General features: G+C 60.2%; 17 protein-coding genes and 1 pseudogene. 3 read left to right on the forward strand and 15 right to left on the reverse strand.

Annotated features, from left to right (window positions below):
* Window positions 1–45 precede the first annotated feature (45 nt).
* The 9 genes from trbF to QX034_RS07995 form a co-directional block, all read right to left on the reverse strand.
* Entirely contained in the window at window positions 46–726 is a 681-nt protein-coding gene (gene trbF, locus QX034_RS07960; RefSeq protein WP_316195192.1) for a conjugal transfer protein TrbF, read from the reverse strand.
* Window positions 726–1,931 (reverse strand): P-type conjugative transfer protein TrbL, encoded by a 1,206-nt coding sequence (gene trbL, locus QX034_RS07965; RefSeq protein ID WP_316195194.1) that lies wholly within the window; start codon window positions 1,929–1,931, stop codon window positions 726–728. Before trbL ends, trbF begins: the two co-directional genes overlap by 1 nt.
* Before the next feature lie 3 nt (window positions 1,932–1,934).
* Complete coding sequence (gene trbK-alt, locus QX034_RS34005; RefSeq protein WP_410050920.1) at window positions 1,935–2,309, reverse strand: putative entry exclusion protein TrbK-alt; 375 nt, start codon at window positions 2,307–2,309, stop codon at window positions 1,935–1,937.
* Window positions 2,309–3,043, reverse strand: coding sequence for a P-type conjugative transfer protein TrbJ (trbJ, locus tag QX034_RS07970; RefSeq protein ID WP_316195196.1), 735 nt, complete (start codon window positions 3,041–3,043; stop codon window positions 2,309–2,311). The genes trbK-alt and trbJ overlap by 1 nt, the downstream gene beginning before the upstream one ends.
* The gene (trbE, locus tag QX034_RS07975; protein WP_316195197.1) at window positions 3,040–5,481 is read right to left on the reverse strand and encodes a conjugal transfer protein TrbE; all 2,442 of its coding nucleotides are present in this window, start codon (window positions 5,479–5,481) and stop codon (window positions 3,040–3,042) included. Before trbE ends, trbJ begins: the two co-directional genes overlap by 4 nt.
* Before the next feature lie 8 nt (window positions 5,482–5,489).
* Window positions 5,490–5,753 carry a VirB3 family type IV secretion system protein gene (locus tag QX034_RS07980; protein ID WP_012041758.1) on the reverse strand — a complete coding sequence of 88 codons (264 nt, stop codon included), beginning with the start codon at window positions 5,751–5,753 and terminating at the stop codon, window positions 5,490–5,492.
* Window positions 5,753–6,058, reverse strand: a complete 306-nt coding sequence (locus tag QX034_RS07985; protein ID WP_316196051.1) for a TrbC/VirB2 family protein — start codon at window positions 6,056–6,058, stop codon at window positions 5,753–5,755. Before QX034_RS07985 ends, QX034_RS07980 begins: the two co-directional genes overlap by 1 nt.
* Before the next feature lie 17 nt (window positions 6,059–6,075).
* Window positions 6,076–6,996 (reverse strand): P-type conjugative transfer ATPase TrbB, encoded by a 921-nt coding sequence (gene trbB / locus QX034_RS07990; protein ID WP_316195198.1) that lies wholly within the window; start codon window positions 6,994–6,996, stop codon window positions 6,076–6,078.
* 460 nt (window positions 6,997–7,456) lie between these two features.
* Window positions 7,457–7,636 carry a hypothetical protein gene (locus QX034_RS07995; protein WP_316195199.1) on the reverse strand — a complete coding sequence of 60 codons (180 nt, stop codon included), beginning with the start codon at window positions 7,634–7,636 and terminating at the stop codon, window positions 7,457–7,459.
* A 488-nt stretch (window positions 7,637–8,124) separates the two neighbouring features.
* On the opposite strand from QX034_RS07995, the gene QX034_RS08000 reads away from it, so the two are divergent.
* Window positions 8,125–8,382 carry a multiprotein-bridging factor 1 family protein gene (locus tag QX034_RS08000; protein WP_316195201.1) on the forward strand — a complete coding sequence of 86 codons (258 nt, stop codon included), beginning with the start codon at window positions 8,125–8,127 and terminating at the stop codon, window positions 8,380–8,382.
* A gap of 87 nt (window positions 8,383–8,469) precedes the next feature.
* Here the strand turns inward: QX034_RS08000 and QX034_RS08005 are convergent, their stop codons facing one another.
* Both QX034_RS08005 and QX034_RS08010 read right to left on the reverse strand, forming a co-directional pair.
* On the reverse strand, window positions 8,470–8,994 hold the full coding sequence (locus QX034_RS08005; protein ID WP_316195202.1) for a maturase: 525 nt from the start codon (window positions 8,992–8,994) through the stop codon (window positions 8,470–8,472).
* On the reverse strand, window positions 8,987–9,523 hold the full coding sequence (locus tag QX034_RS08010; protein WP_316195204.1) for a reverse transcriptase domain-containing protein: 537 nt from the start codon (window positions 9,521–9,523) through the stop codon (window positions 8,987–8,989). Before QX034_RS08010 ends, QX034_RS08005 begins: the two co-directional genes overlap by 8 nt.
* A gap of 672 nt (window positions 9,524–10,195) precedes the next feature.
* On the opposite strand from QX034_RS08010, the gene QX034_RS08015 reads away from it, so the two are divergent.
* Window positions 10,196–10,744, forward strand: coding sequence for a GNAT family N-acetyltransferase (locus tag QX034_RS08015; RefSeq protein WP_316195205.1), 549 nt, complete (start codon window positions 10,196–10,198; stop codon window positions 10,742–10,744).
* 93 nt (window positions 10,745–10,837) lie between these two features.
* On the opposite strand, the gene QX034_RS08020 is transcribed toward QX034_RS08015, so the two are convergent.
* The 3 genes from QX034_RS08020 to QX034_RS08030 form a co-directional block, all read right to left on the reverse strand.
* Window positions 10,838–11,755, reverse strand: a complete 918-nt coding sequence (locus tag QX034_RS08020) for a DMT family transporter (RefSeq protein WP_316195206.1) — start codon at window positions 11,753–11,755, stop codon at window positions 10,838–10,840.
* A gap of 177 nt (window positions 11,756–11,932) precedes the next feature.
* Window positions 11,933–13,210, reverse strand: a complete 1,278-nt coding sequence (glnT, locus tag QX034_RS08025) for a type III glutamate--ammonia ligase (RefSeq protein WP_316195208.1) — start codon at window positions 13,208–13,210, stop codon at window positions 11,933–11,935.
* A 65-nt stretch (window positions 13,211–13,275) separates the two neighbouring features.
* A complete protein-coding gene (locus tag QX034_RS08030; RefSeq protein WP_410050923.1) occupies window positions 13,276–14,880 on the reverse strand; it encodes a carbamoyltransferase C-terminal domain-containing protein in 1,605 nt (534 codons plus the stop codon).
* On the opposite strand from QX034_RS08030, the gene QX034_RS34010 reads away from it, so the two are divergent.
* Window positions 14,872–15,180 carry a hypothetical protein gene (locus tag QX034_RS34010; protein WP_410050924.1) on the forward strand — a complete coding sequence of 103 codons (309 nt, stop codon included), beginning with the start codon at window positions 14,872–14,874 and terminating at the stop codon, window positions 15,178–15,180. The genes QX034_RS08030 and QX034_RS34010 overlap by 9 nt on opposite strands.
* On the opposite strand, the pseudogene QX034_RS34015 reads toward QX034_RS34010, so the two are convergent.
* Window positions 15,124–15,261: pseudogene (locus QX034_RS34015) on the reverse strand (hypothetical protein); the annotation flags it as partial. The gene QX034_RS34010 and the pseudogene QX034_RS34015 sit on opposite strands and share 57 nt — an antisense overlap.
* Window positions 15,262–15,323: the final 62 nt, after the last annotated feature.

The raw sequence follows: 15,323 nt of genomic DNA on the forward strand, positions 1-15,323 counted from the left end.
CGCACTTGCGCTTTAGACCGACCGATAAAGGTGCAGGCTTTCTCACTAGCCGAGCTCCTTCGACCAGTTGATGGAATTGACATAGACGCCGAGCGGGTTCTTGCGCAGCCGATCGGTGTCGTGTGGGGTTTCGATGATCACGGAAAGGATCGCGGTCCAGCGCTCGGTCGCGGCGAGCTGACCGCTATCGTAGCGACGCTCAGTCCATGCCACCCGAAAGCTTTGCGGCGAGGCGCGGATAACGCTGGAGATCTCGACCGCAACCTGTGTATTGCCTAGCTTGGCAAAGGGGTCATTCATTCGCGCGTAATCGTTCAACGCGGCTGCGCCACGATCGGTCGTGAAATCGTAGGCTCGCAGCCAGTCCTGCCGCAGCACGATGGCGTCGGTCGGCAGGCTTCGCACATCCTCGATAAATCGCGCGAGATGAAACGCGATCTGCGGATCAGTCGGCTGATAGAAAGAACTTGCCGGTGCAACCGCCTGGGCTTGGCCGAGACGATCAACCTGCACCACCCACGGCGTGATCGTGCCTTGGGCGGATTGCCAGACGAGATCGGCGGCGAACCCACCGGACAACAACAGGCATCCAAATGCCATCAGCCGCCAATTCCTGGCTTGGACCCGGGCCGAGCCAATGCGCTCGTCCCAGACTTGCGCTGCCTTCTGGTAGGGCGTCACCGGCTGCGGCGTGCTGCCGTAGTGCACGGATGGCCGCTTGAACATCAGTGCCCTCCCTCGGACAGATCAACCGAGGCTCCGCTACCTGCGCTATCACCACTGCGGACAGCATGACTGGCAGCGGACACGCCTTGATTTACGGTCTGTGCGCGCTTCATGCGACGCGCCCAGGCCGGTGCTGCGTCACTCGTTGACGAGCCGCTTGCGAACCCGGCAGCCATACGGCGCAATGGACTGACAATCGCCGAGCCGCCTGCGCTGGCGACCCCCGACAGTCCTCCGGCTCGGTAGGCACTGGTTGCCCCGCTCGCAACCGAGGCGACCCCACGGGCTCCGCCCAGCAGCGCGCCACCAGCGATTCCGACACCACCGGCGGCAAGGCCCGCGCCTGCAACGACGGCGCCCCCTGCGGCCAAGCTGGTGCCGACCGCGGCGCCGGCACCGAGCTGCGGTCCGCCCGACACGATGCCGTTGGCAATTCCCGGTCCAAAGATGCCGAGGCCGAGAAGCGCAAGCGCGCCGAGCACGAGTGCCATGGCGTTATCGATGGTCGGCTGATTGCCGCCAAAGCCGGCCGTAAACTGCGCAAACAGCGTCGACCCAATACCGACGATGACGGCCAGCACCAGAACCTTGACGCCCGACGAAATCACGTTGCCTAGCACGCGCTCGGCGGCAAAGGCGGTCTTACTGAACAGGGCGAAGGGGATCAGCACGAAGCCCGCCAGCGTCGTCAGCTTGAACTCGATCAGGGTGATGAAGAGCTGGATGGCCAGAATAAAGAAGGCCAGCAGCACCACAACCCAGGCAAACAGCAGAACCGAGATCTGGATGAAGTTTTCGAAGAAACTGACATAGCCCATCAGCCCCGAGATCGAATCGAGGATGGGCCGACCAGCATCGAGCCCGACCTGGGCAATCTTTCCCGGCCGCAAGAAGTCGGCCGAGGAAAGGCCGGTGCCGGACGCTTTCAGCCCCAAGCCGGCAAAGCTCTCGAAGACGATGCGTGCGAGCTTGCTCCAATTGCCGATCAGAAACGCAAAGACACCGACAAACAAGGTCTTTTTGACGAGCCGAGCCAGAATGTCCTCGTCGGCCCCCCATGCCCAGAACAGGCCTGCCAGCGTCACATCGATTGCCGCGAGCGTTGTGGCAAGATATCCGACTTCGCCCCCGAGCAGTCCAAACCCTGAATCGATGTACCGGGTGAACGTTTCTAGAAACTGATCAATGATTCCCGTACCTCCCATAGGTCACTCCTTCCCCGCTTCTTGGATCGAAGGCTCGTCAAACGGCGGACGACTCTCATCCTTGGGCGCAACGAACAACGAGGAGCCTGCTTGGGCAGCCGCAGCATCGGACGGTATGGGAGCTCTCTGTCCAAGAACCGGGCCACGTATGTCTGCCCGGGCTTTCCGACACTCGGGCAGAGCGTCATCCTTCTCGCTGGTTACGGAGCGGCACCCTGCAAGCTTTGGCGGCAATGGAACCAATGTCAGGTCGGCGGACGCGGGTGGGTTTGTCTGCTCGTCGTCGCCACGTAGCCGAATCGCACAGGCAGCAACGACGAGGACAACAACCACGATGGCTGCGAAGGTTGGAATTCGTTCGAACATTTTCGCTTTCATCAGTGAAACATCTGCACGGTTGTGGGTTGATAGCCGGCGCCTTGGGTCAGGAAACGCCGCAGTTGCTCCCTGCCCTGGTCCTGGGCGGCCGCATGCTGCGCGGACTCCAGATTTTGTGCGCGCGAATGAGCCGCGATGACCGCCGTGAGATCGGTAAGTTGCTGGGCCTGCAGCGCCAAAAGCTGATTGCCGGCCTGGGTCGCTTGCAGCGCACCGGTCGCCCCTTGGCTCGCGGTGACAAGAGCGGACATCTGGGTGCGGTTTGTGTCGAGGTTGCCGACGACCGAGGCCTGCGTCCGCAATGCATCCTGCAAGCCTGCCATTGCATTCTGCCACCGGCTTTGCGCGTTCGTGATCAACGCCTGGTCGGAAACGCTCGATGATGCGAACGCATAGGTCGTGGAGAAAGCACGATCGATCTGCTGGATGTCGTAGGCGATCCGCTGAGCCTGGCTAAGAAGCTGCTGGGTTCGCAGGATCGATTGCTCCAGCTGCAACAATGACGAAAACGGCAGCGTCGCCAGATTCTTCGCCTGGTTGATCAGGATCTGCGCTTGATTTTGCAGCGACACGATCTGGTTGTTGATCTGTTGCAGGGTACGAGCTGCAGTCAGTACGTTCTGCGCATAATTGTTGGGGTCGAACACAACCAACTGCGCCGAGGATGGCTTGACTCCGATAGCGAGGGTGACCGCTATGATTCCGGCAAAGGCAAGACGGCACACGCGATTCATCTAGACGCCTCCAATTGAGCAAGATGAGGAATGAGGTCCGTCGCCCAGGCGATATCGCGTGCTTTCAACCAGCCGGACACAAAACCATCACGGCCGTATTCGGCAACGACTTGTTCGATCAGCGCCTGATCGGCCTTTGAGGAAGCCGCGGTGAAGGCAAGCGCAACCTCGCCGAGACCAAGTTCGAACAGGCGATTGCCGCGACGCGACTGGCAGTAGTAGTCGCGCTTGGGTATGGCGCGAGCCAGGATCTCGATCTGGCGGTCATTCAACCCAAAGCGCCGATAGATATCCATGATCTGTGGCTCGATGGCGCGATCGTTCGGGAGCAAGATCCGTGTCGGACAGCTCTCGATAATAGCCGGTGCGATCGCTGAGCCGTCGATATCCGCCAGCGATTGGGTGGCGAAGATGACCGAGGCATTCCTCTTGCGCAGGGTCTTCAGCCACTCGCGCAGGCGCCCGGCAAAGTCCGCGTCGTCGAGGGCGAGCCACCCTTCGTCGATGATGAGCAGGGTCGGCCGACCATCAAAGCGGCTCTCGATCCGGTGAAACAGATAAGCTAGAACAGCGGGCGCAACGGCGGTCCCGATGAGGCCATCGGTTTCGAAAACCTGCACGGACGTCTGGCCCAGGCGTTCGCTTTCGGCATCGAGCAAACGATCGTAGGGCCCGCCAATGCAATAGGGCTGCAAGGCCCGCTTCAGGACGTTCGACTGCAGCAGAACGGAGAAACCGGTCAGCGTGCGCTCTTCGGTCGGCGCGGAGGCTAGCGAGCTCAAAGCCGACCAGATATGCTCCTTGGCTTCTGGCGTGACCTCAATGCGTTCACGGCTTAGGACCGAACTGATCCAGTCAGTCGCCCAAGCGCGCTCGCCGACATCGTCGATCCCTGCAAGCGGCTGCAAGGAGACGAACTCCGAAGTCTCCCCGCTGACAGCACCGCCGAGATCATGCCAGTCGCCGCCCATGGCGATCGCGGCAGCGCGGATGGATCCCCCGAAATCGAAGGCAAAGATCTGCGATTCTGGGTAGCGGCGAAACTGCAGCGCCATCAGCGCCAGCAGCACCGATTTGCCGGCACCGGTCGGTCCAACCACCAGCGTGTGTCCGACGTCCCCGACATGGAGTGAAAAGCGAAACGGAGTCGAGCCCTCCGTCTTGGCCAAGAACAACGGCGGAGCCTTGAAATGATGGTCCCTCGCCTCTCCGGCCCACACCGCGGACAGCGGAATCATGTGCGCCAGATTCAAAGTCGAGATTGGCGGCTGCCTGACGTTGGCATAGACATGGCCCGGGAGGCTGCCGAGCCAGGCCTCGACGGCATTGACCGTCTCGATCGTGCAGGTGAAATCACGCCCCTGAATGACCTTTTCGACGAGGCGGAGCTTCTCGTCGGCGGTGGCCGGATCGTCATCCCAGACCGAGATGGTCGCCGTGACGAACGCTTCTCCAATCTGGTCAGACCCCAATTCCTGGAGCGCTGCATCGGCATCCAACGCCTTGTTGTGGGCATCGGTATCAAGAAGGGCGGAAGCCTCGTTGGTCATGACCTCCTTGAGGATCGCGGCCACCGATTTTCGTTTAGCAAACCACTGCCGCCTGATCCTGGTCAGGAGTTTCGTCGCATCCGTCTTGTCGAGCATGATGGCGCGGGTCGACCAACGATAGGCGAACGGCAGGCGGTTCAGGTCATCGAGGATTCCGGGCGTCGTTGCCGTCGGAAACCCAACCACCGTCAGGACGCGCAGATGCGCCGACCCAAGCATCGGTTCGAGACCACCGGTTAGCGACTGATCGGCGAGCAGCGCATCGAGATACATGGGGATTTCGGGCACCCTGACCCGATGCCGCTTGGTCGAGATCGTCGAATGCAGGTAGGTCAGCGTCGCCTCGTCATCGAGCCAGGCGCACTCCGGCATGAAGCCTTCCACGAGCTGCAGCACACGATTGGTCCTGTCCACAAAGCCACGGAGGATCTCGTGCGCATCGGCATCGACGGTACGGTTGCTGCCCTCGTAGAGCAGCCGTTCGGCTTTCGCCGTCACTTCGGCCGGCGGCAGATAGAGGAAGGTCAGAAAATAGCTCGACTCGTAGTGTCCGCCAGCTTCCTCGAATTGCGCCCTTCGCTCTGCGTCGACCAGCGCAGATGCGGCATCTGGAAACGTGTCGGGCGGGTAGGCACCTGCCGAATGACGTTGCGCCTCGACAAAGATCGCCCAGCCTGATTCCAAGCGCCGCAGCGCATTGTTGAGACGGCCGGCGACAGCAACGAGCTCGGCCGGCACCGCACTATCGAGGTCCGGTCCCCGAAATCTCGCCGTGCGCTGAAACGACCCATCCTTGTTCAGGACGATTCCTTCATCGACAAGAGCGGCCCACGGCAGGAAGTCAGCGAGGCGGGTATTGGATCGGCGGTATTCGGCGAGATTCATCATAGGAGACCTCATGTGTTGAGATAACCGGGGATCCGGAGATGCCGGCGGACGACCTCGACAAAGGCAGGGTCGCGCTTGGTCACCCAGACAGCGACCATGTGACCAACGAACCAAAGCAGGAGGCCCGCGACCCAGAGGCGCAGACCAATGCCAAGGGCAGCCGCGAGCGTGCCGTTGACGATGGCGATCGAGCGTGGCGCCCCGCCCATCAGGATCGGCTCGGTGAGCGCGCGATGGACCGGTGCTTCAAATCCTGGGATCTGTCCGTCCATCAGATCACAACTCCCCCGCCGAATGAAAAAAACGACAGGAAGAAACTCGAGGCCGCAAACGCGATCGACAGGCCGAACACAATCTGGATCAACTTGCGGAAGCCCCCGGACGTATCGCCTAGCGCGAGCGAGAGTCCGGTGACGATGATGATGATGACACCGACGATCTTGGCGACGGGGCCCTCAACCGATTGCAGGATCTGGTTGAGCGGTTGCTCCCATGGCATGTTGGAGCCGGCAGCCGATGCTGAAGTGATGGTAAGGCAGGTGATTGCGAACGTGGCCGCCCCTACAATCCCTCGCATGCCCGATTGATCGAACTTCATTGTGGGTCCCCTATGGCTGAAAGAACGTAGTCGCCCGAAGCTCCGAGACCTTCGACACTGGCGAGCTCGGCGAGCCGGCGTTCGTTGCCGCGGCCGGAAAGCACAGCGATGACGTTGATGGTTTCCGCAATCAGGACGCGCGGCACGGTGACGACCGCTTCCTGAATGAGTTGCTCGAGCCGGCGCAAAGCACCGATCGCGCTGCCGGCGTGTATGGTGCCGATGCCCCCGGGATGGCCTGTGCCCCAGGCCTTGAGCAAATCGAGAGCCTCCGGACCGCGCACTTCGCCGATCGGAATCCGATCCGGGCGCAGGCGCAGCGACGATCGGACAAGCTCCGATAACGAGATCACGCCGTCCTTGGTGCGCAAGGCGACAAGGTTTGGTGCCTTGCACTGAAGTTCACGGGTGTCTTCGATGAGAACAACCCGGTCCGAGGTCTTGGCGACTTCGACCAACAGTGCATTGGTCAGCGTCGTCTTACCACTTGAGGTGCCGCCCGCCACGAGGATGTTCTTGCGTGCGCCAACCGCGCGCCGCAAAGCGTCGGCTTGGCACGAGATCATGACTCCTTTGGCGACATAGTCGTCCAGCGCGAAAACGGCGACGGCTGGTTTGCGAATAGCGAAGGCTGGGGCCGCGACCACCGGCGGCAATAGTCCCTCGAAGCGCTCCCCAGTCTCCGGTAATTCAGCCGAGACGCGCGGGCTCCCTGCGTGGACCTCGACACCCACGTGATGAGCGACCAATCGGACAATGCGCTCTCCGTCCTGCGCCGACACGAATTGTCCGGTGTCTGCCAAGCCGTCTGACAGGCGATCAATCCACAATCGCCCGTCGGGGTTGAGCATCACCTCAACGACAGTTGAATCTTCAAGAAAGCGGGCGATAGCTGAACCAAACGCAGTGCGCAGCATGCGCGCCCCACGCGAAACGACTTCCGATTGTATCGGATGATTTTCCACTGCCGTCCCCGCCAACGAGGCCGTCCCGAGCGGCCTCAGATGGGGATGATCAGAGAAGGCAAGCAGCGAGCTACTGCAACGAGGCAATTAGCGCGTTAGTATCCTGGCGTATGAAAAGAAATGACGAGGAGTGTTCGGGATCGTTAACTGGCAACGGAAAAACGGGGACGCCGGGGCTAGGAAGAGTCTTTCACGGCTGCTTAGGTTGCTGCCCGCAGATCGTTCTGTCCGGAGATGGATCGGAGATACTAAACATCAGGCTTTCTCTCGGTCGTTTGCTTCAGCACGAATGGACTTTGTGGGAATAGTCAAACCTCCACTTCGGGTCAAAACCGCCGGTTCGAGGCAAGCTTTAGATCGATGTCGTCGTCGCAAAAGGCGCGTGCGGCCTTGTCAGGTTCTGAGCAGACTATCAGGTTCCGTCGTTCGGTTTTGGCTCCAGCAAACACTGTTTGATGTCTACCGCAAGCTCGGCCGTACGCTCGATCATGTTTTGGACCATTATCTCACAATCGAGCTGGGTCAGCTTGAGAACGCCGTGCGCTCGCAATTCATCTTCGAGGATTGCGGCCATGATCGATACGATGCTCATTCGCCTTCTTCCATTCCCGGCGCGTCTTGCAGAGACACTCGCTGCGTCGCGCAATAATCATTGTCTCTCGCATGGCGAAATGGCAGCGGTGTCCGTGCAACACCACAGACCGCTTCGATGAGTAGGCGGACCGCCTGCGCATCCCAATCGATCTGGTCAAGAGGGTCTTTCCAGTACTGGGACATCGCCCAAGCCGGCGATTGTGCGCGCTTGCGTCTGCATGATCGCTCGTTCAGCTGCTGACCAGGAGTGGTCTCGGCGGAGTCGTTGCACATTGGAAGCTCACTATTGCTCACTCGGCTACGAGACCACCTTGGCTGATGTTGCAGCCAAATTGGCGGCATACGCCGTCGGCGCGACCACAGATATCTGTGGGGCGGACATGCGCCATTGTTTGCCCGCAAAGGCATCGATGTTACGCTATTAGAGTAATCCTTTGCCCCTGACGTGTCAACACCTCAGGTGCATAAATTTGCACTTGGAGCGTAATGTTGACCAGCGAACAAATCAGAGCGGCGCGTGCGATGCTTCGAATCGAACAACGCGACCTCGCGGAGAAATCCGGCGTCTCGGTGGAAACAATCAAACGGATCGAACGCACTCCAGGACCGATATCGGCCTATACCGGGACCGTCGACAAGCTGCGTCGAGCTTTGGAGTCGGCAGGAATCGAGTTCAGCAATGGTGATCGGCCTGGCGTCCGTTTGACGTCAACAGCAGCAAAGCAAATCGATCGCTCTGAATGACCGATCTTGGTCGAGTAGCTCGGCCATTTGGCTTCGCCCTCACAGATCCGGGCATGCGGCTTTCCCGCACCCGGCTCTTCCCAGAAGTTACCCGCAAGGGGCACCTGGTGGCGTCCAGGGGTGAGTGATGCGCGGAAGCGGTAGGGACAGACGCGCGGTTACCTCCTCGAACCAGTCCCAGCCCATGCGACGGTTCTTCTGGCTGCGCCGTTTCAGGCACTTGAACCAGATTCGCCGAATGTCTTGCTGGAACGCGTTGAGAGACCGCCAGTTGTGCCGCATACCGATGTAGCCGTAATGGCCGAGCAGAACGCTGGCGATCCAGCGGTGCCGAAGAGCCAAGGGCTGATGCATGCGTTGCCGCGCCTCCTGCCGGATCGCCGTCAGCTTGCGCGTGAGGCGAGTGCTCTGCGTCTTGTGCTTCACCATGAAGCGGCCGTCTCGTGTCCACCCGCAGTAATGGGTGAACCCGAGGAAGGCAAATGTTTCAGGTCGCTGGTCGCCACGAGCCTTTCGAGTCGAGGACGCGAAGCGTCCGAACTCGATCAACCGCGTTTTCTCCTCGTGGAGTTGCAGGCCGATCCTAGCCGTCCGCTCCTTGGGGTCACTCATCATTCGCTGCGCGTCGGCTGCCTTCGAAGCCCATCACGAAGTCGTCGGCGTAGCGCATGATCGTTACCTGACCGCGCGCATGCCGCCGACGCCACTGATGATCCCAAAGATCGAGGACGTAGTGCAGGAAGATGTTGGCCAGCAACGGACTGATTCCCGCACCTTGCAGCGTACCCCTGTCCGTCTCGTACCATTCACCGCTCTCTAAGATACCGGCTTGGAGCCATGACCGGATCAACCGGAGCACCCGAGGATCCGCAATCCTATGCGCCACCATCCGCAACAACCATTCGTGGTCAACCAAATCGAAGAAGCTGCGAATGTCGGCATCGAGCACCCAGTTCACACGCTGGCTCATGATCGCCGTGTGCGGCGACCTCAGCGCGTGGTGCGGATTTCGCCCCGGCCGAAAGCCGTAGGAGAACCCGAGGAAGTCGGCTTCATAGATGGCGCTCAGCACCTCAGCAACCGCACCCTGGACAATTTTATGCTTCCAGAGCCGGGACACCAAGCGGCCGACGCCCTCCATCGGCTCTCGGGATGAAGACGCGTCGAACCGGATGTGGTCGGTAGCGCCCGGTGTGGATTTTGGCGCATAGGTCCCGGAGGTTGCTCTCCAGATTGCGCTCGTAGTCCTCCACCGTGATCCCATCGACTCCCGCACTCGCCCGCCGCTTTTGATGCCAGAACGCTCGTTCGAGCGCATCGACATCAATGTGATGCAGCAGGGCGTCGAACTGGGTCTGGACGGCCCCGTGGGCCGCCGCGTTCACCCGTGCGAGCCCGGATGGAAGAGTGATCCGGCTCTGTGTCCGGCCCCTCCCGCGCTCGCCAGGGTTCCTTCCGGGCTGGCCCCTTCCCTCGGCGCGCCTCGTTTTCTTCGACGGCGTCATTGGTACTACGTACCAGTCCGACTCCCGACCTCGGCTCGGATAACAGCTCCGGCATTTGGGTCTGAGTGGTCCCGCCAAGACCGAGGATTCCGCCCGCGACCGTAGTTGATCCGCTATCCGCACCGAGCGTACCGCTGCCCGAAAGCCTCAAGGTACTCGCATTGACAACCGTACACCGACAACAAGTCTGCATCCCGAATCAGTCCGCCAGTAGAAATGCGGTAAAATCTTTGCCATAGTTCAGGTCTGGCTGTAGTCAAATAACTGCACAAACCGAACCGATGACCGTCAGTGCGCGAGGAGCTGCGATGCCGAATTCCAAGCTTGAGATCGTCGAACTCGATAACAGCGAAGACATCCGTGAACAGCTTGCCGATATGCTCATGGAGACTGTAGCCGGCGGCGCAACATTGAACTTCATGCATCCCCTTGCGAAATCGGCCGCCCTGGCATTCTGGCAGAAATCGTTCGAGTCGGTCGCTTCCGGTAATCGCATTATCCTGGGAGCACTCGATGGGACGCGTCTTGTCGGAACGCTTTCGATATTGCTCGACTGCGGCGACAATCAATCTCATCGATGCGAAATCGGAAAAGTCATGACCAGCCTCTCGCACCGCGGGAAGGGCATCGGCAGCCAACTGGTTGCCGCAGCCGAGCGCACGGCGCGGGCACGGCAGCGCTCGTTGATGGTGGTAACGACCGCGACGGGGGGCACCGCGCACAACCTCTACGAGAGGATGGGATTCGTACACGCGGGCACGATCCCGTATTTCGGTTCCGATCCGTATGGAAAGATGGAAGGCTGCATGTTTTATTGGAAACAGATCGAGGCGCAATCCCAGGCGGCAGCGACCTAGTCCGACCAAGCCGCATAGCGGCACGACGTCCCATCCAGATCGAGCCCGCACCGTCGCGACGCCCTCACCGGGATCAATGTCATCCCGCAGCCCTTAGCGCCGATACCACCGCAGGAGTGCCGGTATTCGACCGTCGACGACGAGCAGACCGGTCGCGATGCAGGCTACTCCGAGCGCTTGGGTCCCGGTCAGCCCTTCGTCCAGGACTGCCCATGAAAGAAGGATCGCGCTTGCAGGGACGAGAAGTGTCACAAGGGAGATATTTGTGCCCCCGGCGCGATCGAGCACGCGAAAGAAGATCATGTAGCCGATTGCGGTCGATAGGCATGACAGGCCGAAGATCGCAAGCCATACCCTCACTGATGGAATTTGCAGGTGCCAGGGCTGCTCCATGGCCAACGCGAACGGCATGATCATGACGGACGTTGCGGCAATCTGGCCGAACGCGCCCACGGCAGGCGAGATCCCAAGTCGCCGGAATCGCTGGCCGAAAATATTGGCGAACCCGTAGGAAATCGCGGCCGCGAGGCACGCCAGCACGGCAACGATCGCACGTTCCGAATAAGTCGGCGCCTCAATGCCGACCAGGATCATGACGCCGAGCAGACCCATTGTGACGCCGAGAATCTTGGCCTTCGACAACGTCTCGCGGTTGTTGCCGATCTTGTAGGCCAGCAAGATTGAGAAGATCGGGGTTGTCGCAACGAGAACCGAGGCTAGGCCGCTCGAGATCGCAGTTTGTCCCCAGGTGATGAGAACGCCGGGGATCAGATTGTTGAGAAGCCCCATGCCCGCGAAGTTCAGCCAAACCGCAGGTCCATGCGGCAGCTCGATCCGGCGCCACTGTATGTAGCCGAGCAGAACGACAGCCCCGAGAAAGAAACGAAAGAAGACAATCGTGAGCGGCGGGACCTCCCGAACGATGATCTTGGCAAAAAAATACGATCCGCCCCACAGCACCGAGAGCATCACAAGGAGCGCCCAGTCGCCGATGGTCATCCGATCTTGCATGTCATCAAGGCTCCAGGCCGGGAATGGCTACAGCATTAATGTACCTTGCGAATCGCTCGGACCGCTATGCGTAAGCTGCAACACATGGCCGAAATATGGGGCGGAGCGAGGGACATTACGATCGATTACAACCCTCGCCTTCATTCTGGCAGTTCTGCCTATTGCCTAGGTCCAGTCTCAGCAATCGATCAAGGCCGTCCGCTCCCAGGTGCTCAGATGGGAGTGGAAGCAGTCCCATTCCGCGGTCTTGATTTTCGCATAGGCCTCGACGAACGCCCCGCCGCAGTATTTACGCAGCACGTCCGACCGCTCGAAGGCGCGGATTGCATCGAGCAGATTGCGTGGAAACGAAAGCGTCTGCGCCTGCCGAGACCCGTCTTCGGACGGCAAATGAGCCGCCTGGTCATCGAGCTCAAGCAAACACGCCAGCAATGCCGACTGGAGAAGGTAGGGATTGGCACTGCCGTCTCCCAGCCTGTACTCGACCCGGCCGGGGGCCGGCACGCGCACCGTCTTTGTACGATCATTGCCACCCCAATTCAGCTCGGTCGGCGCCCACGTCGCTCCCGACGTCGTGCTGCGCGCGTTCAAACGCTTGTAGCTGTTCACGGTAGGGTTGGTCAAAAGAGCCATCGGCGAAGCGTACCGCAGCAGTAGCTTGATGAACTCGTAGCACGTGTCCGACAATCCAAGACGATCCGTGGGGTCCAAGAAGATATTGCGCCCCTCCCGCCAAGCTGACGCGTGCACATGACACCCAGAGCCCGTCAGTTCCTCGAACGGCTTCGGCATGAAGGTCGCGCGCATCCCGTGCCGCTCGGCTATAGTGCGAACCATAAACTTGAAGAACGAGTGGCGATCAGCCGTCTGCAGGCTCGATGAATACTTCCAGTTCAGTTCATACTGGCCGGATCCGTCCTCGTGGTCACACTGATACGGCTCCCAGCCGAGCGTCTCGATCGCATCGAAAATCGTGCGGATGATCTCGTAATTGCGCATGATTGTCACTTGATCGTAGCAGGGCTTGCTCTGACGGTCTGCGCTATCCGCCACGTCTGCACCATCCGGACTCAACAGAAAGAATTCCGGCTCGACGCCTGTCATCAGTTGCAGTCCGCGCTGCCCTGCGCCTCGCACCAGCCGCCTGAGGACGTTGCGCGGCGACTGTTCGAACGGCTCTCCGTCCAGGTAGAGATCGGCCGGCACCCAGGCAACTTCGGGCTTCCAAGGAAGCCGTACCGTCCCGCTGGGGTCCGGTCGGGCGATAATATCAGGATGCGCCGCGCTCAAATCGAAGCAGGCCGCGAAGCCGGCGAACCCAGCTCCGCCCTCTTCTGCCTCGCTTATCGCGCCCGCAGGAACCAGCTTCGCCCGCAGGACACCCGCGAGATCGGTGAACGCAACCAAAAAATATCGTATCCCCTGCTCAGCCGCGAATTGCGATAAGGCGCTCATGTGGTCTCCCGATAACGTGGTGCGATCAGGCCCTAAGTCCCCTGTCAGCCACGGATGGCGCGGCATTACTGGACCAAGCCCTGGGCCTCCCGTGCGGCCATCTCGACCGGAGCGATCCGGACACCGTCGAGATAGAGCACGTCTGCATAACCATTGCCGATGAATTGCAGAGCTTGCTCCGGCGTCTCGACGATGGGCTCCCCCGGTCCGTTGAGCGAGGTATTCATCACCACGGGACAATTTGTCAGCTTGTGAAACTCCGACAGCGCCGTATGAAACAGGCCGTTCTCACGCGTCACAGTCTGGATGCGTGATGTCCCGTCGACATGCGTCACCGCAGGCAGATCCTTGCGCTTCAGGCGAGCGTTGAACAACATGTAGGGAGAATTTGGCGGCGCGCCCTCGAAATAGTCCGACGCATGTTCCTTGAGAACCGCCGGCGCGAACGGTCGCCAAGTTGCCCTCTGCTTGGCGAGGTTCACCCTTCGCCAATTATCAGCGATCCGGGCGTCTGCCAGGATCGATCGATGACCGAGCGCACGCGGCCCAATCTCGCTTCGTCCCTCGTACCACGCCACGATCTTGTTCGACGCAATGTCTCTCGCGCATGCAATTGCGGCCGCCTCGACATGCTCGATCGAAAGCGCTCTTGACGAGGGCCTCCCTGCCAGCCTGCTTTCCGCCGCCCACAGATTGCCGAGATACGGGTCAGCAGGCAATATCGCCGACCGCTCCACCAGCGAAAAGCCCAGCAGGTTGTGATAGACCCAAAGAGCCGCACCGATCGCACAGCCGCTGTCGTCGGTGAACGGTGGAACGAACAAGTCGCCAAACAGTCCAGACTGATAAATCAGCGTGTTGGTCGGACAATTCAGCATGCTGCCTCCGGCCAGGCAGAGACCGTCCACGCGAAGTCCACGCCGCTCGAACAGATCGGCCGTGGCCCGGGCCGCCTTCATGAGAGTTGCCTCGAAAATCCGCTGCACACTCGCAGCAAGATCGGCATTGACGGCATCCAGGGGACTGTCGGGATCACCGAACGTGCTCAAGTCGTAGCCCAGCGTCGGAATCCGTTCGCGCACGAACCTCTCCCATGCGTAACGCTTTTCCTCTGCAAACGGAAACTCTCCGTTCTTTGCGAGAACATCGTAATCAAATGCGTTACCGACGAGTTTCTCATCGAACAACGAAGGCGAGCCATATGGCGCCAAGCCCATCATCTTACCGTCGGCGGACGAGCCGAGCCTCAATACGGCCTTCGCCGTCTGCGCATATATCCCACCGACCTCCAGATAGTGTGGCGCGATCGGATACAGCTGGTTACCACTTCCGTAGCTCCACCAGCCCCCACGCTCCAAACCCGAGCCGCCATCCGTGGTCATGACTGCTGCGGAACGCATTCCTGATAGATAATACGTGCACGCCGCATGGGTCGCATGATGATGAATGATGTAACATGGCATCGACTTGCCAAATATCGTGACCGACGCTGGAAAATGGAATCCGAACTTATTCCCGCTGTAGTCGATACCGAGCTCGCCGGCCTGCTCCGCAATACGTTCCATCGTGTCGTAGGGTGTCGGCGTCGCGACCGAGAAATAGTCCATCCACGGGAAGAACGTGAACGACGTCGAGGACGTCCGGAACACCGGATTGATGGCATGCGGCACGACGACGCGCGCAAGCCGCCGCGCACGCTGCTCGACTGTCTTACCCAGGAACGCATCAATCGGCGGCAGATCGAGCTTCTTCAGTTCGGCCTCGATCGCCGAATGCACGACGTCATCCTCGTGGCGTGCAAACCTCAGCTGAAAGTAGCCGCTGTTCTCGATATACAGATCTTCCCGCTGGGTCGAAGTCAGCGCGCAGCAGTCGATCTCGTCGACCGAGATGCCGTTGCGCGAAAGAAACAGCTCGATCAGCTCGTCGCTGATACCAATGAAGTGCTTCCGACGTTTTATCCGCTCTGAGAGCTGGCATGCCACCACAACTCCGTCACGGATCAACGCAATCGCCGAGTCGTGTCCGAAATGGAATGACAGAATATTCACTGGAGCACCTCGCTTTTGTCGGATACTACACTGTCGACATATTGACTATCTTCGGGCTGCCG

The sequence above is a fragment of the Bradyrhizobium sp. SZCCHNR3119 genome (assembly GCF_032487775.1).
In the GTDB taxonomy this organism is placed as follows: domain Bacteria; phylum Pseudomonadota; class Alphaproteobacteria; order Rhizobiales; family Xanthobacteraceae; genus Bradyrhizobium.